The 21,936-nt window shown below is 61.9% G+C and carries 25 protein-coding genes and 1 tRNA gene; 15 read left to right on the forward strand and 11 right to left on the reverse strand.

Annotated elements, in window-relative coordinates:
• Positions 1-10: 10 nt before the first annotated feature.
• Together EN885_RS18545 and EN885_RS18550 are read right to left on the reverse strand one after the other, a co-directional pair.
• On the reverse strand, positions 11-1,075 hold the full coding sequence (locus EN885_RS18545; RefSeq protein ID WP_164897870.1) for a phosphatase PAP2 family protein: 1,065 nt from the start codon (positions 1,073-1,075) through the stop codon (positions 11-13).
• 395 nt (positions 1,076-1,470) lie between these two features.
• A complete protein-coding gene (locus tag EN885_RS18550) occupies positions 1,471-1,692 on the reverse strand; it encodes a hypothetical protein (protein ID WP_128242952.1) in 222 nt (73 codons plus the stop codon).
• Positions 1,693-1,830: 138 nt separating this feature from the next.
• Between EN885_RS18550 and EN885_RS18555 the strand changes: the two genes are divergently transcribed.
• Positions 1,831-2,109 (forward strand): HNH endonuclease, encoded by a 279-nt coding sequence (locus tag EN885_RS18555; RefSeq protein ID WP_128242951.1) that lies wholly within the window; start codon positions 1,831-1,833, stop codon positions 2,107-2,109.
• Entirely contained in the window at positions 2,110-2,565 is a 456-nt protein-coding gene (locus tag EN885_RS18560; RefSeq protein ID WP_128242950.1) for a hypothetical protein, read from the forward strand.
• On the opposite strand, the gene EN885_RS18565 is transcribed toward EN885_RS18560, so the two are convergent.
• Positions 2,553-3,089 carry a J domain-containing protein gene (locus EN885_RS18565; RefSeq protein WP_127205109.1) on the reverse strand — a complete coding sequence of 179 codons (537 nt, stop codon included), beginning with the start codon at positions 3,087-3,089 and terminating at the stop codon, positions 2,553-2,555. The genes EN885_RS18560 and EN885_RS18565 overlap by 13 nt on opposite strands.
• An 844-nt stretch (positions 3,090-3,933) precedes the next feature.
• Here EN885_RS18565 and EN885_RS18575 point away from each other — a divergent pair.
• Positions 3,934-4,164 (forward strand): hypothetical protein, encoded by a 231-nt coding sequence (locus tag EN885_RS18575; protein WP_127205110.1) that lies wholly within the window; start codon positions 3,934-3,936, stop codon positions 4,162-4,164.
• Positions 4,165-4,430: 266 nt separating this feature from the next.
• On the opposite strand, the gene EN885_RS18580 is transcribed toward EN885_RS18575, so the two are convergent.
• Positions 4,431-4,507: transfer RNA gene (locus EN885_RS18580), tRNA-Arg, on the reverse strand.
• Between the two features lie 236 nt (positions 4,508-4,743).
• Between EN885_RS18580 and EN885_RS18585 the strand changes: the two genes are divergently transcribed.
• Positions 4,744-5,043: a DUF768 domain-containing protein gene (locus tag EN885_RS18585; protein WP_128242949.1), complete on the forward strand. Its 300-nt coding sequence runs from the start codon at positions 4,744-4,746 to the stop codon at positions 5,041-5,043.
• A 78-nt stretch (positions 5,044-5,121) separates the two neighbouring features.
• Complete coding sequence (locus tag EN885_RS33645; protein WP_164547102.1) at positions 5,122-5,268, forward strand: hypothetical protein; 147 nt, start codon at positions 5,122-5,124, stop codon at positions 5,266-5,268.
• Between the two features lie 101 nt (positions 5,269-5,369).
• Here EN885_RS33645 and EN885_RS18590 read toward each other — a convergent pair whose 3' ends face one another.
• Positions 5,370-6,533, reverse strand: a complete 1,164-nt coding sequence (locus tag EN885_RS18590; RefSeq protein ID WP_127205111.1) for a M20 aminoacylase family protein — start codon at positions 6,531-6,533, stop codon at positions 5,370-5,372.
• Positions 6,534-6,757: 224 nt separating this feature from the next.
• Between EN885_RS18590 and EN885_RS18595 the strand changes: the two genes are divergently transcribed.
• Complete coding sequence (locus EN885_RS18595; RefSeq protein ID WP_128242948.1) at positions 6,758-7,930, forward strand: D-alanyl-D-alanine carboxypeptidase family protein; 1,173 nt, start codon at positions 6,758-6,760, stop codon at positions 7,928-7,930.
• Positions 7,931-7,934: 4 nt separating this feature from the next.
• Positions 7,935-9,047 carry a GTP-binding protein gene (locus EN885_RS18600; RefSeq protein WP_128242947.1) on the forward strand — a complete coding sequence of 371 codons (1,113 nt, stop codon included), beginning with the start codon at positions 7,935-7,937 and terminating at the stop codon, positions 9,045-9,047.
• A 14-nt stretch (positions 9,048-9,061) separates the two neighbouring features.
• On the opposite strand, the gene EN885_RS18605 is transcribed toward EN885_RS18600, so the two are convergent.
• From EN885_RS18605 to EN885_RS18625, 5 genes are all read right to left on the reverse strand, one after another.
• Positions 9,062-9,352, reverse strand: a complete 291-nt coding sequence (locus EN885_RS18605; RefSeq protein WP_095485920.1) for a sulfurtransferase TusA family protein — start codon at positions 9,350-9,352, stop codon at positions 9,062-9,064.
• Positions 9,353-9,363: 11 nt separating this feature from the next.
• Positions 9,364-10,692, reverse strand: a complete 1,329-nt coding sequence (locus EN885_RS18610; protein WP_128242946.1) for a murein L,D-transpeptidase family protein — start codon at positions 10,690-10,692, stop codon at positions 9,364-9,366.
• 198 nt (positions 10,693-10,890) lie between these two features.
• Entirely contained in the window at positions 10,891-11,841 is a 951-nt protein-coding gene (locus EN885_RS18615) for an acetyl-CoA carboxylase carboxyltransferase subunit alpha (protein WP_128242945.1), read from the reverse strand.
• Between the two features lie 99 nt (positions 11,842-11,940).
• The gene (locus EN885_RS18620; RefSeq protein ID WP_128242944.1) at positions 11,941-12,858 is read right to left on the reverse strand and encodes a site-specific tyrosine recombinase XerD; all 918 of its coding nucleotides are present in this window, start codon (positions 12,856-12,858) and stop codon (positions 11,941-11,943) included.
• Positions 12,859-12,882: 24 nt separating this feature from the next.
• Positions 12,883-13,035 (reverse strand): histidine kinase, encoded by a 153-nt coding sequence (locus EN885_RS18625; protein WP_095485924.1) that lies wholly within the window; start codon positions 13,033-13,035, stop codon positions 12,883-12,885.
• A gap of 147 nt (positions 13,036-13,182) precedes the next feature.
• On the opposite strand from EN885_RS18625, the gene EN885_RS18630 reads away from it, so the two are divergent.
• From EN885_RS18630 to EN885_RS18645, 4 genes are all read left to right on the forward strand, one after another.
• Entirely contained in the window at positions 13,183-13,788 is a 606-nt protein-coding gene (locus tag EN885_RS18630) for a shikimate kinase (RefSeq protein ID WP_128242943.1), read from the forward strand.
• Positions 13,785-14,945, forward strand: a complete 1,161-nt coding sequence (aroB, locus tag EN885_RS18635) for a 3-dehydroquinate synthase (RefSeq protein ID WP_128242942.1) — start codon at positions 13,785-13,787, stop codon at positions 14,943-14,945. Before EN885_RS18630 ends, aroB begins: the two co-directional genes overlap by 4 nt.
• Positions 14,942-15,835, forward strand: coding sequence for a transporter associated domain-containing protein (locus tag EN885_RS18640; protein ID WP_128242941.1), 894 nt, complete (start codon positions 14,942-14,944; stop codon positions 15,833-15,835). The genes aroB and EN885_RS18640 overlap by 4 nt, the downstream gene beginning before the upstream one ends.
• Positions 15,836-15,917: 82 nt before the next feature.
• Entirely contained in the window at positions 15,918-16,721 is an 804-nt protein-coding gene (locus tag EN885_RS18645) for an alpha/beta hydrolase (protein ID WP_128242940.1), read from the forward strand.
• Positions 16,722-16,724: 3 nt separating this feature from the next.
• On the opposite strand, the gene EN885_RS18650 is transcribed toward EN885_RS18645, so the two are convergent.
• Positions 16,725-17,027, reverse strand: a complete 303-nt coding sequence (locus EN885_RS18650) for a BolA family protein (protein WP_095485928.1) — start codon at positions 17,025-17,027, stop codon at positions 16,725-16,727.
• 193 nt (positions 17,028-17,220) lie between these two features.
• On the opposite strand from EN885_RS18650, the gene EN885_RS18655 reads away from it, so the two are divergent.
• From EN885_RS18655 to EN885_RS18670, 4 genes are all read left to right on the forward strand, one after another.
• Positions 17,221-17,850, forward strand: coding sequence for a J domain-containing protein (locus tag EN885_RS18655; protein ID WP_128242939.1), 630 nt, complete (start codon positions 17,221-17,223; stop codon positions 17,848-17,850).
• 123 nt (positions 17,851-17,973) lie between these two features.
• Entirely contained in the window at positions 17,974-18,960 is a 987-nt protein-coding gene (gene cobS, locus EN885_RS18660) for a cobaltochelatase subunit CobS (protein ID WP_095485930.1), read from the forward strand.
• Between the two features lie 11 nt (positions 18,961-18,971).
• Positions 18,972-20,870, forward strand: coding sequence for a cobaltochelatase subunit CobT (gene cobT / locus EN885_RS18665; protein ID WP_128242938.1), 1,899 nt, complete (start codon positions 18,972-18,974; stop codon positions 20,868-20,870).
• The gene (locus EN885_RS18670; RefSeq protein WP_095485932.1) at positions 20,867-21,898 is read left to right on the forward strand and encodes an esterase-like activity of phytase family protein; all 1,032 of its coding nucleotides are present in this window, start codon (positions 20,867-20,869) and stop codon (positions 21,896-21,898) included. Before cobT ends, EN885_RS18670 begins: the two co-directional genes overlap by 4 nt.
• Positions 21,899-21,936 lie beyond the last annotated feature (38 nt).

Genomic DNA, 21,936 nt, shown 5'->3' on the forward strand with positions numbered 1-21,936 from the left:
GCGGCGTATTTCAAGAGTTTGATAGAGGCCTAGAGGTTATCGGGACGGCCGGTGCAGATCGAGTGGCGAGGACGGATCTCACGACGACGATCGACACTGCCGCGACCACTATCCCAGCGATCAGGTCGATCAAGTGATGTCCGCCTTCCGGGATCGTGCTCACGATCATGACGACCTCCAACAGCGCGACCGGCCAAAAGACAAAGCGCCACCAGCGCACCGAATAGGCGACCAGAACGCCGATGCTGGAGTGGAATGAGGGGAAGGTGACCAGCGGTTGCGCCTCGCTCAAGATAATGGCGAATGGCTCGCCTGATCGAAGCTTCAGCAACGTCGGGTAGTGCCACATCCCAGCATCGGTGGTGAAATTGCTGAACATCTCGGCGGTCGGCTTGAAATAGGCGTAGGCACCCTCTGCCGGGAATAGCGCGACGATTGTGCCGGTGATCGTCAGGCAAACCGCGCAGGCGACCGAGAATTCAAGCAGCCTGTCCAGCCGCCGCATTGAGGCGTGAACCAAAGCGAGCGCCAGCATCTGGTAGCCTGCCGAATGGTAAGTTGCCACTAGGATTGCGCTGATCGTCGGGTCGCGATTGGTCAGTGCAAGGAAAGAAGGCCAGTCGAAGCCGAGCGCTAGGTCGATCGCCGCCAGATCGCCGTCAATCAGGGGCCTGCCGTTTGCGGAAGCCAGGCAGATGAAAACCCCAAAAGCGCAGCCGAAAGGTATTGTGATCGCGCATAGGTTTAGGAGCGTCTGCGCCATCCCGGCTAGACGCTCGATCAATCTGCCGGGACCTGTTTCATCGCCCCGGACTCGCCGGGCCACCAAACCGACCACGCCGTAGAGACCGGCGACTACGCAGAAGGCCTTCGTGACGAGCCAGGCGTTTGAGGGGTCGATGTACACCTTCGAATGTGGCAGCCAGACATAGGATGCCGCCGCGATCAGCGCTGTTAAGCTCAGCGATAGGCAGATCAAGCGACGAACTGACCCCATACCCACCCAGCCCTCTATAAAGGGCGCCCAGCCGCCCCTTCGGCGTCTGAGTAAATATTGTTGCCAGCCAGCCGGCAAGGCCATCCTTAGCTGAGTTAACCCGTCAAGCGGCACTGCCTTGGCGGTTTGTGGATTGGCAATGGCGGAACCTCGCCGCGCACAGCGACGGGATTTGCCTCTCGAACATCGACCTAGAACAGAGAACCTTGCAAACCATCGACAATCCGTTCGGCACGAGATTGTCACCCATGTCTCCTGTATAAACCGTACCCTATGTGTCCAGAATAGACCTTGAAAAGCGTGGTGATCCCGACAGGAATCGATCCTGTGACCTACAGTTAGGAAACTTCCTGCAAGCCTTGTGGAGCAAGGCCTTGCTTGGCCATGTCGCGTCCATGTCGCAGTCACTGCAGAAGAGCCGCCTCGGCATTGGCCAGTTCAGTGGCATCGTCGGCCCGAGGAAACAGGTGGCCCTAGGCGTCCGTCGTCAGGCCGGGGACATGATAGATGCGCTCACCGGTGTCGATTGAAATATTGCCCTTGATGTCACAGCCAGCAAACGAGACGAATGCACTTACCGCATTCGCCAGATTGGATGAGTTCGACCACAGGTAATTGCCCGCTGCAGCGCCGCCCATGGCAGCGACAAGTATCCAGCCATATGGAATGCTGTTGCGGGGCTTGCTTTGCCCCATGGAAGATCGGCCATTGCCATCTCTCCCCCAGGGGAGAATGCGTTGGGCCGGCGGCTTCGTCAAGCGGCTGCCAATGCAAGGCTTGACCTTGGATCGAGGTCGTGGTCCCTTTACCAAAAAGGGAGGGAACCAACCCCCATGAAGAAGAAGCTGAAATTCAGTTCAGCCAAAGTCCGAAGCGAACTGGTCGAGTTCCAAGGCGGGAAATGCTACTATTGCAGGGAACCGTTCACCGAGACCGGACCGAAGCAAGCCACCCTAGAGCACAAGAAGCCGAAAATGCTTGGCGGCACGAACGAGCGGTCCAATCTGGCCGCCGCTTGCCGTAAGTGCAATCAGAGTGCCGGCCGGCGAATGAACGCTGCCAAGCAACGAAAAGCTATGGGCGCCGAGCGCTCGAATGCGCCCGGAGTCTGAATGCGCGACAGCGAACTGACAGATCGTCCAGGCCGCGGCTGGACGCCCTGGGCGGAAGGCACCGGCGAGAGCGCCATCGATAAGATCTGGTGGGCGGCAAGGGTCTTGCACTTCCCCAAGCTGAACGTTTTATGCTGGTTCGACGGTTCCGATCTCGTCGGTATCGAGTACTGGGGATATCGCCAGCCTCAATGGTGTATGCGGAAGAAGCCGGCCGACTGGCAGCCTTTGCCCGACGTCTACCGATTGGCGCGCGAGGAGGAAAAGCTGGCGGCGATAGAGCGATTCCAGGCCGGAGTTCAGGCCAGGGCTTTGCAGCGCCTCATTCAGGCCAGCGAGAAGCGCCGGCGTGCGCGAGGCGCTGAGAGCGGCCAGCCGGAACGCGCGCTGGTGGGGCTCCTAAGGGCTAATCCAAGGGGCACTGGCACGCGAGCTTCCACTCTTCAGCCTGTATGATTCAGTAGTCTGGTGGAGGTGTCACGACGATGTTCGGTATTGGCGCGATCGATGCCTTCTACGGTAATCGCGAACATCCCGTTTTCGACCCTTCCTATCCAGCCTTTTGCTTTTAGATACCAGAGATGAAACTCCAGATGTTCACGCGGACAGCCCGACATGCGTTCGAGTTCTTCATCGCCAATTCCAGGTTTGTTGACGTCTTGTCGGCGTTTGACATAAAGTAGCGAGAGCAGTTTGGCTTGAATGACGCCGTCCCGTTCGATTCCTTTAGTGTTGCTGACTTCCTCAATCAACTCGCGGCGAAGTTTCAAATTGTCTTTATACTGAATGTCGTACTGCACGCGCTTGAGAGGATCTTTGAGAGTATTATGGGCCTCCGCGATTTCACTGAAGCGTGATGCATCGCCGGTATCCTGATTGTCGGGATGGTAGCGCATAGCAAAATAACGAAATACCCGTTCTATCGTTTCCGAGTTGGCGTTCGGGCTGATTTCTAGGAGTTCGTAGTAGTCAATGAACAAAGTGGTGCTCCCACAACATCGCTATTGCGCACACAGTCGAGAGACCGTCGCCGGAGTGTCTTGCGGTCATAGCTAGTCGATGATGCCCATCAACACGTTGAAGGCCAGAAATCCGCGCTTGCGGGTCTCTACTCGCTCAATTCGTGGCATTAGTCCCCCCTCCCGTTTTGCAGATACTAGCGCGCAAGCTTCGCCCCTGCAAAGGGTTGCCCTCATTCCGTTCATCCGCCGATATACGTCGGCTCGCGTCAGACGCCAGTGTTGAGGTCGATGGACCGTAGGTTCAGTTCAATGACGCCCAAGACCGTTTTCGGGTGGTGGGATTTATCATCATTGGTGGAATTCTGGGATTCTCGGTTTCTGGCTGGTCCCGATCGCGTTGTCCGTTTTGGTTCCTTACAACAAAGAGGTGTTCGGCTCGTCGCTGTTCCTCTTCATAGCGTGGATATTCATCAACGTGCATCACTACTTTCTGGATAACGTTATGTGGAGACGAGGCAATCCAGAGGTATCAAAATATCTGTTCCGCTAGTCATTTGCCGCGATGATCTTGGTGATGGCCCAGATAGGCGCCGGCCGAGCGCAGCCACATCGAGCGTAAGCAGTATGATTTGCACGGCTCGGGCTACTCGCGCGTTGGTGGCGCGCGCCCACGGCTATTGCCAAGGCGATCGGCCCGCGCCTGGCGGCAACGCGGATCTTAACCTCACCGATCGAACCGGCTTCATCACAATGAACGGCGACAATCTCAATGAGTCAGGGCATGACCGGGGCATCGGAATTCTACTGGATCGAATAGATGTGTTGGCTGGGAAATAGCACAGTTAGGCGCTCCGCGAAGGTGATGGCTGAGGCTGAGCGCGCCGAACGCGCCGCGAAGACAGCAAGATTGAGGTCGCTTCGTATGGCGACTCAGAGTGACTTAAATGTTTCGTTTCCGGAGGAGCTCGATTGCTCGCTCCTCATCGCGGCATTGATTCAAGGCGAATCATCGGGCCAGCCTTTCAACCGTCTCAATGATGGCTTTGGCAAGGGCTTCGCCTTCATGGACAGACTCGCGGCCGTAGGGCAGTAGCACGGCTTCCGCGCTCGGCAGCACGCCGGCCGGCAGGTCTGTTCAATAGCCATGCGAACCAGCTTGAGGAGGCCCAGGTGTTGTAGATGTTCTCCTGGGCTTCCATGCTAGTCCGCCATGTCGCGCAAGGGCGTCCTGCGCTTCTGCGGCCGGCATTTCTCCACTCGTACTTGGGGCATGCGCGCCCAAAGTCTGAAAGCCTATGAAATTCGTCGCACTTAATTAGCAAAAAGTACGGCGATTGGTCGCAAAGTAGTTGAAAACTATGGTGATCCCGACAGGAATCGAACCTGTGACCTACAGATTAGGAATCTGCCGCTCTATCCTACTGAGCTACGGGACCACGCGGCCCGACACATAGCCGCTTCGGACCGTTTCGCCAAGAGGCGCTCTGCACCCAATCGGTCGGTTTCGACGATGGCCGTTGAAGCACAGCCGTCGAGAGGCTTCTGCTCACAATTCGAAATTGATCATCACCACTCTATAGACTGATCCGGGAGGGTTGGATCGCAAAGATAACCTGGGGATGGCGGAACTTCGGACCACCGCTGCGATTTAGTGTGCCGAAGGAGATACCGCATGAGCGCCACAAAAGAGTTCTTTGAAACCTGGCTCCAGGAGAACGTCGGCGATCTGCCCGCCGAAAGCGAAGTGAGCGTGGCCGTCCTGGTGCAGCAATTCGAGCAAGATGCCGACGCGGCCGGCTATGGTCACGAGGTACGCGAAGACGAGATCGGCGACATCGAAGAGGCCATTGAGAAAGCTCTGCACAAGGCCCGGACAGGCGAACAGCCGCAGGCTACAGACCCAGTCGAAGAGAGTGATCTGGCGCCCGTCATGGAGGCGCTGAAGGTCGACGACTCGAAGAGCGGCCCGTAGTGATCCAGGCAACACTGGTTGGTAGCCGACGGATGGCCTGCGGTTGCGGCTCTCCCCTTCCACTCTACATGACCCGGCATGATAGATGCCAAACACATCACACTCGGTGTTGTGATCGGCGTGGCAATCGGCGTCGCGTTGGACAACATCATTGCAGGCATCGGGATCGGCATTGCGCTAGGCATTGCCTTCGGTCTTGCGCGGAAGCCGTCCGGTCGGAAGTGACGATCGGAGCATCGCCACGTCCTGAGCTCGATGGCCTTGTCGCCATCTCAAAATCGCAGCGCACCCTCAGGTCAAGCCGAGGACGGGCTCAGGCACATTCATCAGGCGGCCAGCGCCGTCTCCGCCAGCTTCACCCAATAGCTCATGCCGTGCGGGATGACCTCGTCGTTGAAGTCGTAGGCCGGGTTGTGCAGACCCGCGGTGTCGCCATTGCCGATGAAGATGAAGGCGCCCGGCCGCGCCTCCAGCATATAAGAGAAATCCTCGCCGCCCATCACCGGCTGGATGGCTCGGTGCACATGGGCGTCGCCGGCGATATCAGCCGCGACGTCACTGGCAAAGACCGTCTCTTCAGCATGGTTGAAGGTGACGGGATAATTGGCTTTGTAATCGACCTCGATCGTTGCGCCGAAGGCCGCGCCTACTCCCTCGCAGATGGCGCGCACGCGCTCTTCCGCCTTCCTGGCGACCTCCTTCTTCAGCGTGCGCACGGTGCCGGCGATCTCGGCGCTCTCGGGAATGATGTTGTAGGCGTCGCCGGCGTGGAATTTCGTTACCGATACCACGACAGCTTCGACCGGATCGGTGCTGCGCGAGGCGATCGTCTGCAGAGCACCGACGAGCTGGCTGGTGATGACGATCGGGTCGATCGTGCCGTGCGGCATCGCCGCATGCCCGCCCCGGCCCTTGACGGTGATGGTGAATTCGGCGGTGGCCGCCATGATCGGGCCCGGCTTGATGGCGAACTGGCCGACCGGCAGGCCCGGCATGTTGTGCATGCCGAACACCTTGGAGATGTCGAAGCGCTCCATCATCCCATCCTTGACCATCTCGTTGCCGCCGCCGCCGCCCTCTTCGGCGGGCTGGAAGATCACAGCAACGGAGCCGGCGAAATTGCGCGTCTCGGCAAGATATTTGGCAGCACCCAACAGCATCGCGGTGTGGCCGTCATGGCCGCAGGCGTGCATCTTGCCCGGAACGGTCGAGGCGTAGGATTTGCCGGTGATCTCATTGAGCGGCAGCGCGTCCATGTCGGCGCGCAGGCCGATGGTCGTACCTTCGCCCAGGCGGCCGCGGATGATGCCGACGACGCCTGTCTTGCCGAGCCCGGTCACCACGTCGTCGCAACCGAAGGCCTTCAGCTTCTCGGTGACGAAGGCGGCGGTCTTGAAGACGTCGAAATTCAGCTCTGGCGTCTGGTGCAAATGGCGGCGCCAGCCGGCGACCTCGTCTTGCATTTCGGCGGCGCGGTTCAGGATCGGCATGATGGTTCCATCTCGCTGTTGGGGCAGACGGGTTCTGCCTGCTGCTTTGCAATTGTGCCTACTGTTACAATTGTCATTCAGGCACTTTGCCATCTTGACGTCACATAGGGTAAATAGCACCGCAAGACTGGGATCCGGGTAGAGGGCCGGATCACTATGCTGGCGAACGCGTAACAATCTTACGGAGCCAGAGGCGACTGCGGCAAGAGGCGATTTCGGATTCCATGCGGTACAAGCATTTCCCTAGACTATTGCTGGCGGGCGCCGTGGTGCTTCCGGTGCTGGCCGGTCCGGCTCTCGCCAATCCGACGATCGTGTTCGACCTGGAGAATGGCAAGATCCTCCAGCATCAGGAGGCTTTCAAGCGCTGGTATCCTGCCTCGCTGACCAAGTTGATGACCGCCTATGTGACGTTCCGCGCGATCGCGGCCGGCGAGGCCCGGCTCGATTCACCGATCAAGGTCACGAAACGCTCCGCCAGCGAGCCGCCAAGCAAAATGGGCTTCAAGCCGGGCTCGGTCATGCGGCTCGACAATGCGCTGAAGATGATGCTGGTCAAATCGGCCAACGACGTCGCCATGGCCGTCGGCGAGAACATTGGCGGTTCGCAAGCCGCTTTCGCCGAACGCATGAACACCGAGGCGAGCCGGCTCGGCATGACCGGATCGCATTTCGTCAACCCGAACGGGCTCTTTTCGCCGGACCAGTATACGACGGCACGCGACCTCGGCTTGCTGGTGATGGCGATCCGCACGGAATTCCCGCAATATGCCGCATGGTTCTCGATCGAGGGCCTCGCCGTCGGCAAGAAGCAGATCCCGAACTACAATCTTCTGATCGGCCGCTATCCGGGTGCCGACGGCATGAAGACGGGCTTCGTCTGTTCCTCGGGCTACAACATGATCGGCTCGGCAACGCGCGACGGCCGCACACTGGTTGCTGTGGTGCTCGGCGAACAGTCGACTATCACACGTGCCGAGACCGCGGCGAGATTGCTCGACCAGGGTTTCGCGGCGGCCGAGCCGAGCTGGGCCACGGTCGCGGCGCTGCCTGCCTATGGCGACATGACATCGGTCAACGACATGCATGACGAGCTTTGCAAGAAGAAGCCGGCTAAGGAGCAGTCGGAAGCTGCCGTCCCCGTCGGCGATAAGGATGCGCCGAAATCGCCCTATCGGGAAAAGCTCGACCATGTGCCGACATTGGTCGCCGTCGGCCTTGGCGGCGCCACCGGGCCAAAGCCGAAGGCGATGCTCGATGCATCGGGCCGGGAATATGCCGACGTGCCGTTGCCGAGCTGGCGCCCCGACCTGCCGACGCCGCCCGGTGCCGAGCCGACAGTTATCGGTTCTGCCACGGCGGCCAAAGACGGCCAGCCCGCCAAGGCCTTGAACTAGCCTGATGAACAGCGGCTTTCCCGTCCCTGTCTCGGTGCTGACCGGCTTTCTCGGCGCCGGCAAGACGACGCTGCTCAACCGGCTGCTCAGGGATCCAGCACTCGCCGACACCGCCGTCATCATCAACGAGTTCGGCGAGGTGGCAATCGACCATCTCCTGGTCGAACAGGCCTCGGACGGCATCATCCAGCTTTCGGACGGCTGTCTCTGCTGCACGGTGCGCGGCGAACTGGTCGACACGCTGGCCGATCTCGTCGACCGGCTGCAGACCGGCCGCATCGCCCGGCTTGCCCGCGTCGTCATCGAAACCACCGGCCTCGCCGATCCGGCGCCGGTGCTGCAGTCGATCATGGCGCATCCGGCGCTGGTCCAGGCTTTTCGGCTCGACGGCGTCATCACGCTGGTCGATGCGGTCAACGGCAATGCGACGCTGGACGCCCATGTCGAGGCGGTGAAGCAGGTGGCTGTCGCCGATCGCATCGTGCTGACGAAAGCCGATCTGGTCACCGATCCGCGCGACCTCGAGACCTTGCGGGCCCGGCTGCGGCAGATCAATCCGGGTGCCGAGCTGCTTGAGGCCGGTGACGGAAGGACCGATGTAGCGGCGCTGTTCGATTGTGGCCTCTACAACCCAGCCACCAAGTCCGCCGACGTGCGGCGCTGGCTGGGCGAGGAAGCCGCCCATGATCATCACCACCACCATGGCGACCATGACCATGGCCATGATCACGATGACGACCATCGGCACGATTCCCGCGTGCGCTCCTACGCGCTCGTTCATGACGGGCCGGTGCCGTTTTCGGCGATCGAGATGTTCCTCGACCTGCTGCGTTCGGCGCATGGCGAGCGCCTGCTACGCATGAAGGGCGTCATCGAATTGCTGGAAGACCCGGCGCGGCCGCTGGTCGTCCACGGCGTGCAGAAGATCCTGCATCCGCCGGCGCGGCTGCCGTCCTGGCCGGACGGCCAACGTGGCACGAGGTTGGTGCTGATCACGCTCGACATGCCGGAGGACTATGTCCGCCGGCTGTTTGCCGCCTTCACCAACCGGCCGTCGATAGACACACCCGACCGCGCAGCGCTGGAAAACAACCCGCTGGCCATCGCCGGGCGTTGATTTTAACCTATTGGTTAGCCACGATCTTTTCCGAAAACCGGATTCCACTTTTCGGGATCATGGTCTAGCGACTGCTCGCCGCGCTCGACCAGAAAGCGATGGGCGCCCGAAACCGCTGCCGTTTCGACCAAGCGGTGGCCGGCATCGGTGCAGAAAGCAGGAATATCGATGACGGCCAGCGGGTCAGTGGTTTCCAGCCAGAGCCTGCTGCCCGGCCGCATCGCAGCCAGCCGCTTTTTTGCTTTCAGCACAGGCAGGGGGCAGTTCAGGCCCTTGAGGTCATAGACGGAAGTAGGCTTGGCCAAGCGCGAGAACCTCAGCCGCCGAACATGCCGAGCAGTTTGTTCTTCAGCTTTGTCACCCTGCTTTGATCGGCATTGGCCGCCTGCGTTTCGGCCGGGGCGGCAGCTTGGGGCGACGCGATTGTCGCGGTGGCGACAGGCGCTTCGGCCGCGGCTATGGCATCGCCCTCTTCGGCTAGCGAATTAATCTTGGCCGCTTCCGTTTCGGCCAGAGCCTGAGCCTTGGCCGCCTCTTTCTCGGCTTTGGCCGCCTCTATGGCGGCAAGCCTTTGCTCCTCGGCCTTCTGCTTGGCGGCTTTCTCCGCATCCAGCGCGGCCATCTTGCGGCCGGCCGGCGAATCGATGCGGCCCATGCGCGCCGTCTCTGTCACCGAGCCGTCGGCGTTGAACGACGGCGGCTCGATCGGCACGCGTTCGCCACGGGCGCGCTTTTTCGACCACTCGGAAACGACGCTGGCTTCCTTGATGCCGGCGATGGTTGGCTTTGGGGCCGGCACGCTGGCTTTGACCGCGCCGTTGAAAGCCGCTTCGTAGGTGCTCTGGTAGGCATTGAAGGCGCTCTTCAACGAATCCGGCTGCGTCGTCGTGGGGCAGGCGCCGGCCGGATCGAACGTCGTGCCGTCGGCCGCGACCTGGTTGAAGACGTAGCGCTTCTCGCAGACGTCGACCTTCGGCGGCACCTTGGTGATCTCGAAATTGTCGTAGCCGACCTTCAGCATCTTCCAGAATTCGTAGTTCGGATCCTTGCGATAACGCGCCATGTTGGCGGCGGTCATGCGGAACGGAAAGGCCTGGATCTGGAATTCGGTCTGCCCGCCCTGGAACGCATCGCGGCCGAAGGCGTAGATTTGCTCGATCTGCGCGTCGGTCATCGAATAGCAGCCCGACGACGAGCAGGCGCCATGGACCATCAGATGAGAACCGGTGCGGCCATTGGCGCGGTCGTAGGCGTTGGGATAGCCGATGTTGAAGGCAAGGTGGTAGCTCGACCGCGGATTCATCTGCGCCGGACGGACTGTATAGAAGCCTTCCGGCGCCTGGCGGTCGCCTTCGGTGAATTTGGGACCCAGCTTGCCCGACCATTTGCATATGTCGTAGCTGGCGACCAAGTCGTAGCGGCCGTTGGTCTTGGCCCTCCAGATTTCGAGCTTGCCCTCTTCCTTGAAGATGCGGGCCATCACCGGCGAGGTGCGGGTCATGCCCTTGGCCTTCATGCCGGCCAGGATCTTGTCGGGCAGCGGCTTGTTGGCCTGGGGGGCAAAATCCTTCATCGAAGAATCATTGCAGCCGGCGACCCCTATCGCGGCAATCAGAAGTCCGGTGCGGGCGAGCTTGGCAAACATGGGTATGGCTATGTCTTTTCTTTCGGGCCGCAGGCATCAGCGCCGCCAGGCCCAACCCTAAGCCCGTTAACCTTGAAAATTCCTTACCGCAAGCGCCGGGCGCATCCCCTTACGGCAATTTGGTTGAACCGAATGCCGCGGCATTTTTGTGGCGGACGTGCTCAATCTCGCCACATTGCGGCGCCGAACCTCGTCTTGCTAAAGGTTTCGCCCCATAGCCAGGTATTTCTCGCGGCGCTGCTCACGAAAATCGGTGTTGGCGCCGGAGAACTCCTTCATCGTCTTGGCGATGAGGTCGCCGGTGGCGGCGATGACCGCTTCCGGGCCACGATGGGCGCCGCCCAGCGGTTCGGGAATGATGGCGTCGATGATCTTCAGCTCCAGCAGATCCTGGGCGGTGATCTTCATATTGGTCGCTGCATCCTTCGAGCGGGTGGTGTCGCGCCACAGGATCGAAGCGGCGCCTTCCGGCGAGATCACCGAATAGATGGCGTGCTCGAGCATGTAGACGCGGTTGGCGGTGGCGATGGCGATGGCACCGCCCGACCCGCCTTCGCCGATGACCACCGAGATCGACGGCACCTTCAGGCCGAGACAGGCCGATGTCGAGCGGGCAATGGCTTCCGCTTGGCCACGCTCCTCGGCGTTGACGCCGGGATAGGCGCCGGCCGTGTCGACCAGCGTCAGCAACGGGATGTTGAAACGGTCGGCAAGTTCCATCAGCCGCACCGCCTTGCGGTAGCCTTCCGGCCGCACCGAGCCGAAATTGTGCTTCAGCCGGCTGGTCGTGTCCGAACCCTTTTCCTGGCCGATAATCGCCACCGGCTCGCCGCGGAAGCGGGCGAAGCCACCGACGATCGCCTGGTCCTCGCCAAAATTGCGGTCGCCGGCAAGCGGCGTGAAATCGTCGAACAGGCCCTTGATGTAGTCGACGCAATGCGGCCTGTCCGGATGGCGCGCCACCTGCACCTTCTGCCACGGGGTCAGCGCCTTGTAGGCGTCGCGCAGGGCGTCGCGCGAACGCTTCTCGAGACGGCTGATCTCATCGCCGACATCGACCGCCTCGCCATTCTCGGCGAGTTTCTTCAGCTCGAGGATCTTGCCCTCGAGATCGGCGACCGGCTTTTCGAAATCGAGGTAATTGTACATTCTTGAGCGGACCGATAGACCGGGAGGCAATGACTGGCGGAACCCAGGAAATAGAGGCTCCGAGCGATGGAACGTGGTCCTCACATAGCGATATGACGCCTAGTCGGCAAGCGGATGATGATCGTTGACCAGCCGCACCAGCCGCTCCTCCAGCACATGCGTGTAAATCTGCGTCGTTGAAATATCGGCATGGCCAAGCAACTGCTGCACGGCCCTGAGGTCGGCGCCGTTCTGCAGGAGATGGCTGGCGAAAGCATGGCGCAGCACATGCGGCGATATTTTCGCCGAGGCGATGCCGGCCCGCGCCGCAAGGCCCTTCAGGTCGCGGGCGAAGACCTGCCTGGAGAGATAGCCGCTATCGCCTGCTGCCGGAAACAGGAACGGGCTGTCTGCGAGAGCCGGCACCGTTGCCCGGGCAGAGAGCCAGGTCCGCATCGCCATGCGCGCCTTTGCCGACAGCGGAACCATGCGTTCCTTGTCGCCCTTGCCACGCACCATGAAGAAACGATCGTCGCGCAGCGCTACCGTCACCGGCAGGCCGACCAGTTCGGAAACGCGCAGGCCGGTGGCGTAGAGCACCTCGACCAGTGCATGCAGGCGCAGCGCCGCCAGGCTGTCGCCATCGTTCAGCGAGGCGTCAGCTGCCTCTTGCGCCGCACGGTCGATCAGCCGGCCGGTGTCGGCCTCGCTCATCGTCTTCGGCAGCGGCCGGCCCTTCTTCGGGCTGTCCAGGGTTCCGGTCGGGTCGTCGCGGCGCAGGCCTTCAGCGTAAAGGAACTTAAAGAACTGGCGGATCGCCGACAGTTTGCGTGCCTGCGAGGTGGCGGCAAAACCGCGCGCGGCGATATCGTCGAGATAGGCGCGGATATCGCCGGCGGCGGCGCCCGCAAGCCCGCCATCGATCTCGGCCGAAGCGTCTTCGAGGTCGCGGCGATAGCTGGAAAGCGTGTTTTCGGCTGCGCCCCGCTCGGCGCTCATCATTTCCAGAAAGGCTTCGATGCGGGCTGCGCTGTTCATTTCTTTGGGTCAGTTTTCCTGGGATCAGTTTTTCTTGGGATTGAGCTTTTCCGGAGGAATGCGCACGCTCATTTCGGCCTTTCTCGGCTCGACGAACATCGCCAGAGCGAACATCGCGCCATAGACAATGCCGGCCAGAATCGTGAGCGTCACGACAAAGCGGAACAGTGTCGGCATCAATTTTCGCCCGTCTTGTTGTTCTGCGTTTCCAAACCCTGTGCCCTTATGAGACGCCAATCCGGCCAATTCAAGGACGAAGCTCGGCGCGCGCCACGCTTGACGCAAACAGGCTTTTGATGTCGATACGCCGGCAACGAGGTCCGTATGAGCGCGCTACCAGCAAATCCTCCTGACGAGAGCCATGCCGCGCTGCTCAGCCGGCTGGGCAACCGTTCCATCGTCTTTGTCGGCCTCATGGGCGCCGGCAAGACGGCGATCGGCCGCAAGGTGGCGGGGATCCTGGGACTGCCTTTCATCGACAGCGATCAGGAGATCGAAAGCGTGTCGCGCATGAGTGTCCCCGAATTGTTCGAACGCTATGGCGAGACCGAGTTCCGGGCGCTCGAGCAGCGCGTCATCCTGCGCGTGCTGGAGCACGGCCCGCAGGTGCTGTCGACGGGCGGCGGCGCCTTCATGAGCGCGCAGACGCGGGAGGCGATCGCCGGCCATGGCGTGTCGGTATGGCTGAAGGCCGAGATCGACCTCTTGATGGACCGCGTTTCCAAGAAGCAAAACCGGCCGCTCTTGAAAAGCGCCGATCCCCGCGCCGTGATCGAGCGGTTGATGGCCGAGCGCTATCCGGTCTACGCAGGCGCCGATGTCACCGTGCCGACCCGCGACGATCGCAAGGAGGTCATTGCGGCCGAGGTGGTGAGCGCGCTTTGCGGGTATTTCGGCGTTGCGGCCGCGACAGGCGAGGTGCGGTCGTGAGCGTCAATGCGACAGTCACCGTCGAAGTCGGGCTTGGCGATCGTGCCTATGACATTTTAATCGGCTCCGGCCTGCTTTCGCGCGCGGGCACCGAGATTTCGCGTCGCCTTCCAGGCACGCGCGCCGCGGTGGTCACCGACGACAATGTCGCCGCAGCACACCTCGAAACGTTGAAGGCCGGCCTCGAAAAGGGCGGCATTCAGCCTGCCGTCATCACGTTGCCGGCTGGGGAAAAGACCAAGAGTTTCGCGCATCTCGAGGAGGTGGTGGACGGCGTGCTGGCAGCCAGGCTTGAGCGCGGCGATGTCGTCATCGCGCTCGGCGGCGGTGTCATCGGCGACCTGGCCGGATTTGCCGCCGGCATCGTGCGCCGCGGCATGAATTTCGTGCAGATACCGACTTCGCTGCTCGCGCAGGTCGACTCTTCGGTCGGCGGCAAGACCGGCATCAACAGCGCGCGCGGCAAGAACCTCGTCGGCGTCTTCCATCAGCCGAAACTGGTGCTGGCCGATACCGAAGTGCTTGACACGCTGCCGATCCGGGAATTTAGGGCCGGTTATGCCGAACTCGCCAAATACGGGCTCATCGATCGCCCTGGCTTCTTCGCCTGGCTGGAGGAAAACTGGGGCAAAGTGTTTGCCGGCGGCCCGGAGCGGGCCGAAGCCATCGCCGAAGCCTGCCGCGCCAAGGCCGATGTCGTCGCCCGCGACGAGTTCGAGACCGGCGACCGCGCGTTGCTCAATCTCGGCCACACGTTCGGTCACGCGCTGGAGGCCGCCACCCGCTATGACAGCGCCCGTCTCGTCCACGGTGAGGGGGTCGCCATCGGCATGGCGCTGGCTTATCGCTTTTCATCCAGGCTCAATCTGGCAAGTCCCGACGATGCGGCGCGGGTCGAGGCGCACCTTCGCGCCGTCGGCCTGCCTTGGCGCATGACCGACATTCCGGGCGAACTGCCTGATGCCGAGGCGCTGCTCGCCTTCATCACCCAGGACAAGAAGGTGTCGCGCGGCGCGCTGACCTTCATCCTGACGCGCGGCATCGGCCAGGCCTTCATCGCCAGGGACGTGCCGGCGTCGGAAGTGCTGTCGTTTCTAAGGGAGAACCATCCGGGTCAGCACAGCCGCCCGGGTCAGCAGAAAAGCCGCCCGGGATGAACGAGACCGGCTGGATTGTCGCTGCTGTCCTGGCCGGGCTCGGCTTGCTCGCTTTCGCCTTTCGCGCGCGGCTGCTCGCCGCCTTCGGCTATGAACTGCAGCGCATCGAGCCGCAGCATTCGAACCATGATGAACCGCGCGGCGCCGTCGATGATGTTCGGCGCAATGGCCAGGCGGTGCGCGAGGATCGCGCCCGCATCGGCCGCCTGTCCGATCTCGACGAGCTCGAAGTGTCCGATGTCATGGTCCACCGCACCAACATGCGCTCGGTCAACGCCGACAATCCGCCGGAAGCGGTGGTGCGCGAGATCCTGCAGAGCCCGCATACCCGCATGCCCTTGTGGAAGGGCTCACTCGACAACATCGTCGGTGTGTTGCATGCCAAGGACCTGCTGCGCGCGCTGAACGATGTCGGCAACGACTTTTCCCAGATCGACGTGATGAAGATCGCGACAAAACCGTGGTTCGTGCCCGACACCACGACGCTGCAGGAACAGCTCAATGCCTTCCTGCGTCGCAAGGCGCATTTCGCCATCGTCGTCGACGAGTATGGCGAGGTCGAGGGACTGGTGACGCTGGAGGATATCATCGAGGAGATCGTCGGCGAGATCGCCGACGAGCACGATATCGACATTCAGGGCGTCAAGCAGGAAGCCGACGGCTCCGTCGTCGTCGACGGCACCGTGCCGATCCGCGACCTGAACCGGGCGCTTGACTGGGACCTGCCGGACGAGGAAGCCACCACCATTGCCGGTCTCGTCATCCACGAGACGCAATTGATCCCGGACGAGAAGCAGGCTTTCACCTTTCACGGCAAGCGCTTCGTCGTCATGAAGCGCGACAAGAACCGGATCGCAAGGCTGAGGATCAGGCCGGCCGGCGACATTTAGCTTCTTGTCCCGGCTAACCAATCCTTGACTGGACGCTCGCCGCGCCGGCGTGCACTTTCGACTGGGCTGTCTGGAGATGACGGTGATCGATCGGCGAACCCTGCTTTTGATGTCAATGGCTTTGCTGCCTGCCAGCGCTTCAGCGTCATCGCGCCGGCGCTCGCCTTCTCCGCAAACGTTCGACTACGGACCGGCCAAGCTCGACATCTACTCGCGCGATGGCGCAAGCGGCCTGCCTGTGGTCATTTTTATCCATGGCGGTGCCTGGCGGGCCGGCAACCGCACCAACGTCAACGTTAAGCCGGACTTCCTGCTCGACAATGGTTTCTGCTTCGTCTCCATCGACTATCGGATGCTGCCTAAGGCCGATGTCGCCACCCAGGCCGACGATGTCGAACAGGCATATCGCTACGTGCGCGCCAACATCGCCAGACACGGCGGCGATCCGAACCGGATAGCGGTCATGGGCCATTCGGCCGGCTGCCATCTCGCTGCATTGACCGGGCTGCGCGGCGGTCTGCCCGGCGTTGCGGCGCTGGTTCTGAACGATACCAAGGCCTATGATCTGGAGGCGCTTGCGAGGAGCGGCGGCATGACGCGGGCCTATGCCCGGGCCTTTCCCGATCCGGCGCAATGGCCTGCGCTGTCGCCTGCCTTCCATGTCGGGAGCCGCAAGCATCCGCCGGCCTTCGTCGCCTATTCGCGCGCAGCGGGTCGTGCGGCAGCCTCACAGGCCTTCGCCGAGCGCCTGCGGGCAACCGGAACGGAAGTCATTTTGTTCGACGGCAGCGCCTATTCGCACATGTCGATCAATCGCGATTTCGGCGACGAAGGCGATGCCTTGACCCGTGCGGTGATGATTTTCCTGAAGGCAGCGCTCGGCTGATGCCTACCACCTGGTCTTTTCGTCCGGCGCGGCCGGCTCGATCGCCAGCGCATGGACACCGGCCTTCAGCTCGTCGGCCAGCAATTCGTTGACCGCGCGGTGGCGCTCGATGCGGCTCATGCCGGCAAAGGTCGAGGAGACGATGCGAACGCGGAAATGCGTCTCGCCGGTGCCGTCATAGGTGCCGTGATGGTCGGAGTCCTGATGGTGATGGCCGGCATGGAGATGGCTTTCGTTGATGATGATCAGCCGCTCCGGCGAGAACGCCTTCTTCAACTTGCCTTCCATCGTTGACTGTATGGACATTCGTACTTCCCTTCACCACATATGGCTGGCGCATGACCCCCGAAAATCGGTGCTCTTTGCGTGTCCAGGAGGACGCGCAATGCCGTCGCCGCGACAAAATTCGCCAATCGCCCGCTTTATGCCGCGATTCAGCGGTTAGGGCGATCATCGCGAAAATGTCAATTCTTGTTTCGCACCGGCGAACAGCCCATAAATGGGTGAGATGAAAGCGTACCCCAAATATTTCGAGAAAATCCGCATCCGCCCGGAGAAGGATGCGGAGCTGAAGTCGCGCTCGCCGATCTGCCAGTGGGACGGTTGCAAGGAGGCCGGCACCCATCGCGCGCCGGTCGGGCGCATGAAGGAGGGCGAGTATTTTCAGTTCTGCTTCGATCATGTGCGCGAGTACAACAAAGGCTTCAATTATTTCTCCGGTGTCCCCGACACCGAGATCGCCCGCTTCCAGAAGGAAGCGATGACCGGCCACCGGCCGACATGGAAGATGGGCGTCAACGGCGCCTCGACGCGCTCCTCGCCTGATTTCGCCCAGCAGCGTTCCGGCCGCGCCGGCTACTACAACCGCATGCGCGATCCGTTCGACCTGTTCAAAGGTCCGAAGGATCCGCGCGAGGTGCGCGAGCGCAAGGCCAAGCCGCTTGAGGCCAAGGCGCTGGAAACGCTTGGCCTTGATACAAAGGCGACTGGCAAGGATATCAAGGCGCGCTATAAGGAACTGGTGAAACGCCACCATCCGGATGCGAATGGCGGCGACAGAGGTTCGGAAGACCGGTTCCGCGATGTGCTCCAGGCATATCGCGTGCTCAAGCAGGCAGGATTGTGCTGAGCGACCTTACGGTTCGTGTCGTTTTCCAACTTTCATAAGGTTGGAAAAGGCTCTAAGACCGCCCCCGGACAAAATAGATTGCCGGCGAAATCAGGCGTTTCGCCCGTGGAGACGTTGATAGTGATGAACAAGGTCGATCGCGACATCGCCAACCTGCCCGACACCACGGTGTCGGTGAAGGAGAAATTTGGCTTCGAGTCCAAGATGGTGGTGCCGGCCTACTCGGTGACGAGCGAGCATGTGCCCGACATCGATCCGGACTATCTGTTCGACAAGAACACGACGATGGCGATCCTCGCCGGCTTCGCCTACAACCGCCGCGTCATGGTGTCGGGCTATCACGGCACCGGCAAATCGACGCATATCGAGCAGGTCGCCGCCCGTCTCAACTGGCCGTGTGTGCGCGTCAATCTCGACAGCCATGTCAGCCGTATCGATCTCGTCGGCAAGGATGCGATCGTCGTCAAGGACGGGCTGCAGATCACCGAGTTTCGCGACGGCATCCTGCCCTGGGCCTACCAGCACAATGTCGCGCTGTGCTTCGACGAATACGATGCCGGCCGTCCGGACGTGATGTTCGTCATCCAGCGCGTGCTGGAATCGTCCGGCCGGCTGACGCTGCTCGACCAGAGCCGGGTCATCCGCCCGCATCCGGCGTTCCGGCTGTTTTCCACCGCTAACACGGTCGGCCTCGGCGATACCACCGGCCTCTATCACGGCACCCAGCAGATCAACCAGGCGCAGATGGACCGCTGGTCGATCGTCACCACGCTGAACTATCTGCCGCACGACAATGAGGTGAACATCGTGCTGGCCAAGGCCAAACACTACCGCGACGGCAAGGGCAAGGAGATCGTCAACAAGATGGTGCGTGTCGCCGACATGACGCGTTCGGCCTTCATCAACGGCGATCTTTCGACTGTCATGAGCCCGCGCACGGTCATCACCTGGGCCGAGAATGCCGAGATCTTCGGCGATATCGGCATGGCGTTCAGGCTGACCTTCCTCAACAAGTGCGACGAGCTGGAACGCTCGCTCGTGGCCGAGTTCTACCAGCGCGCCTTCGGCGAGGATCTGCCGGAATCGGCGGCCAATGTGGTGCTGGGCTAAGCAGAGTCTCGATGGCGGGTCCGGGCGACAATACGCGCAACAAGTCGAAGACGGGGTCTGAAGCCGACAGCTTCAAGCGCGCCGTCACCGTCTGCATGCGCGCCATCGCCGGCGACAAGGAACTCGAAGTCGGTTTCGCCAAGGACCGGCCGGCGCTCGCTGGCAGCCGCGCCCGCTTGCCCGAGCTGCCGAAGAAGGCGTCGAAGGCCGATATCGCCATCACCCGCGGTCTCGGCGATTCCATGGCGCTGAAGCGCGCCTGCCACGACGCGCGCATCCACACCAGGCTGGCGCCGGAAGGCAAGCAGGCCCGCGCCATCTACGATGCGGTCGAGCAGGCTCGCGTCGAGGCGATCGGCTCCCGCGCCATGCAAGGTGTGGCCGACAATATCGGCTCGATGCTCGAGGACAAATACGCCAGGGCCAACCTCATCGACATCAAGGACAAGGCGGATGCTCCGATCGAGGAGGCGTTGGCCCTGATGGTGCGCGAAAAGCTGACCGGCCGCACTGTTCCGAAGAGCGGCGAGCGGCTGGTCGACCTCTGGCGCCCGTGGGTCGAGGAGAAGGCCAGCGCTGATCTCGACGGGCTGTCGGCAAAGCTCGACGACCAGCAGGCCTTCGCCCGTGTCGTGCGCGAGATGCTGGCTTCCATGGAAATGGCCGAGGAGCTCGGTGACGACCAGGAGACGGAAGACTCCGAGGACAACGACGAGAACCAGCCGCAAGGCGAGGAGCAGAGCGAGGAGGGCGGCGACGACGATTCCGGCTCCGAGCAGTCGCAGTCCGACGACACCGAGGCGTCGTCCGACGACGAGCAATCGGCCGAGACGGAGGCGTCAGATGCCACCGCCGACGACCTGTCCGACGATGATGACGCCGATGCCGAGACGCCCGGCGAGGCGCGCCGCAACGACAATCCCTTCGCCAACCTGTCGAAGGAGATCGACTACAAGGTCTTCACCACCGCCTTCGACGAGACGGTGGGTGCGGAAGATTTGTGCGAGGAAGAGGAGCTGGATCGGCTGCGTGCCTTCCTCGACAAGCAGCTTGCCAACCTGTCCGGCGTAGTCGGCCGGCTGGCCAACCGGCTGCAGCGCCGCCTGATGGCGCAGCAGAACCGGTCCTGGGATTTCGATCTCGAAGAGGGTTATCTCGATCCGGCGCGGCTGGTGCGCGTCGTCATCGATCCGATGCAGCCGCTGTCCTTCAAGCAGGAACGGGACACCAAATTCCGCGACACGGTGGTGACGCTGGTGCTCGACAATTCGGGCTCGATGCGCGGCCGGCCGATCACGGTCGCCGCCACCTGCGCCGATATTCTGGCGCGGACGCTGGAGCGCTGCGGCGTTTCGGTCGAGATCCTCGGCTTCACCACCCGCGCCTGGAAGGGCGGGCAGGCACGCGAGAAATGGCTGAAGGAAGGCAAGCCACCCAATCCCGGGCGGCTCAACGATTTGCGCCACATCATCTACAAATCCGCCGACCATCCGTGGCGGCGGGCACGCCGCAATCTCGGCCTGATGATGCGCGAGGGCCTGCTTAAGGAAAACATCGACGGCGAGGCGTTGCTGTGGGCGCATAACCGCCTGATCGCCCGGCCGGAGCAGCGCAAGATCCTGATGATGATCTCGGACGGCGCGCCGGTCGACGATTCGACACTGTCGGTCAATCCGGGCAACTATCTCGAACGGCATCTGCGCGCCGTCATCGAACTGATCGAGACGCGCTCGCCGGTCGAGCTCTTGGCCATCGGCATCGGCCACGACGTCACCCGCTATTACAGGCGCGCCGTCACCATCGTCGACGCCGAGGAACTGGCCGGCGCCATGACCGAGCAGCTCGCTTCGCTGTTTGGCGAGGAAAGCGCGCGAGACACGCGACGCGGCGGCATGCGGCGTGCCGGATGATTTTTTTGCGGGGCGGCTTTCGGCAGACGCTTTTCGCCGCCACAGCGCTGTTCTTTGCCGGCATCGCCTTGTCGCCTTCCATCGCAGTCGGCCCTGTTTCGGTCGAGCCGATCGAAATCTCGGCACGGCCGATAACCCGGTTTCACATCGGCCGTGACGAAAAGCGGTTCGGTCCGCTCGAATTCGTCGGCGGGCTGGAAATGACTTCGCCGTCACGCGATTTCGGCGCGCTGTCGGCGTTTCGCTTCCTCAAGCCCGGCAGTGATTTCATCGGCGTCGCCGACACCGGTTTCTGGTTCTTCGGCACGGTCACTCATGATGCCGACAAGCGCCCGTCGGGCATCCAGAATTTCCGCATGCAGCAGATGATCGACGCATCAGGCCAGCCGATCGACGAGAAATGGGAGGTCGACGCCGAAGGCCTTGCGGTCAAGGACGGCATTGCCACGGTCGGCTTCGAGCGCAACCACCGTGTCGCCCAGTTCAAATTCGATCCGCACGATATGAAGGCGCCGTTGAAGCAACTGGACTTCCTGATTCCGGCCTGGGAGCTTCGTCGGAATCGCGGCTTTGAGACAGGCACCCATGCCAATCCTCACGGGCAGCACGAGGGCGGGCTGGTCGTGGTGTCGGAAAAGAGCCTCGACAAATCAGGCAACATCTATGCGGCTGTCATCGAAGGGCCGCACAAGGGCGTCTTCACCGTCAAGCGCAACGGTGAATTCGACATCACCGACGGTGCGTTCCTGCCGGACGGCGACCTTCTGCTTTTGGAGCGCAGCTTCTCGATGGCCGGCGGCGTCAAGATGCGGCTGAGGCGCATCTATGGTGAAAGCGTCGAGAAGGGCGCCGTCGCCGACGGGCCGGTGCTGATGGAAGCCGACATGGCCTACCAGATCGACAATATGGAAGGGCTCGACGTCTGGACCCGCGACGATGGCGCGCTGATGGTGTCGCTGATCTCGGACGACAACCACTCGATGCTGCAACGCAACCTCTACCTGGAATTCGTCCTGCACGAGGATTGAGAGGCGGTCGGCGAGGGATGGCCGATAAGCCGAAAAGA

The sequence above is a fragment of the Mesorhizobium sp. M6A.T.Cr.TU.014.01.1.1 genome (assembly GCF_004022765.1).
GTDB classification, from domain to species: domain Bacteria; phylum Pseudomonadota; class Alphaproteobacteria; order Rhizobiales; family Rhizobiaceae; genus Mesorhizobium; species Mesorhizobium mediterraneum.

Coding starts and splice junctions, on each gene's coding strand:
- EN885_RS18555 (WP_128242951.1), top strand. CDS start 1,831: ATGAAGAAGAAGCTGAAATTCAGTTCAGCCAAAGTCCGAAGCGAACTG.
- EN885_RS18615 (WP_128242945.1), bottom strand. CDS start 11,841: ATGTACAATTACCTCGATTTCGAAAAGCCGGTCGCCGATCTCGAGGGC.
- EN885_RS18670 (WP_095485932.1), top strand. CDS start 20,867: ATGATTTTTTTGCGGGGCGGCTTTCGGCAGACGCTTTTCGCCGCCACA.
- EN885_RS18560 (WP_128242950.1), top strand. CDS start 2,110: ATGCGCGACAGCGAACTGACAGATCGTCCAGGCCGCGGCTGGACGCCC.
- EN885_RS18590 (WP_127205111.1), bottom strand. CDS start 6,533: ATGCCGATCCTGAACCGCGCCGCCGAAATGCAAGACGAGGTCGCCGGC.
- EN885_RS18620 (WP_128242944.1), bottom strand. CDS start 12,858: ATGAACAGCGCAGCCCGCATCGAAGCCTTTCTGGAAATGATGAGCGCC.
- EN885_RS18655 (WP_128242939.1), top strand. CDS start 17,221: ATGGGTGAGATGAAAGCGTACCCCAAATATTTCGAGAAAATCCGCATC.
- EN885_RS18650 (WP_095485928.1), bottom strand. CDS start 17,027: ATGTCCATACAGTCAACGATGGAAGGCAAGTTGAAGAAGGCGTTCTCG.
- EN885_RS18575 (WP_127205110.1), top strand. CDS start 3,934: ATGGCTGAGGCTGAGCGCGCCGAACGCGCCGCGAAGACAGCAAGATTG.
- EN885_RS18630 (WP_128242943.1), top strand. CDS start 13,183: ATGAGCGCGCTACCAGCAAATCCTCCTGACGAGAGCCATGCCGCGCTG.
- cobS (WP_095485930.1), top strand. CDS start 17,974: ATGAACAAGGTCGATCGCGACATCGCCAACCTGCCCGACACCACGGTG.
- EN885_RS18600 (WP_128242947.1), top strand. CDS start 7,935: ATGAACAGCGGCTTTCCCGTCCCTGTCTCGGTGCTGACCGGCTTTCTC.
- cobT (WP_128242938.1), top strand. CDS start 18,972: ATGGCGGGTCCGGGCGACAATACGCGCAACAAGTCGAAGACGGGGTCT.
- EN885_RS18625 (WP_095485924.1), bottom strand. CDS start 13,035: ATGCCGACACTGTTCCGCTTTGTCGTGACGCTCACGATTCTGGCCGGC.
- EN885_RS18610 (WP_128242946.1), bottom strand. CDS start 10,692: ATGTTTGCCAAGCTCGCCCGCACCGGACTTCTGATTGCCGCGATAGGG.
- EN885_RS18550 (WP_128242952.1), bottom strand. CDS start 1,692: ATGGGGCAAAGCAAGCCCCGCAACAGCATTCCATATGGCTGGATACTT.
- EN885_RS33645 (WP_164547102.1), top strand. CDS start 5,122: ATGATAGATGCCAAACACATCACACTCGGTGTTGTGATCGGCGTGGCA.
- EN885_RS18595 (WP_128242948.1), top strand. CDS start 6,758: ATGCGGTACAAGCATTTCCCTAGACTATTGCTGGCGGGCGCCGTGGTG.
- EN885_RS18585 (WP_128242949.1), top strand. CDS start 4,744: ATGAGCGCCACAAAAGAGTTCTTTGAAACCTGGCTCCAGGAGAACGTC.
- EN885_RS18640 (WP_128242941.1), top strand. CDS start 14,942: ATGAACGAGACCGGCTGGATTGTCGCTGCTGTCCTGGCCGGGCTCGGC.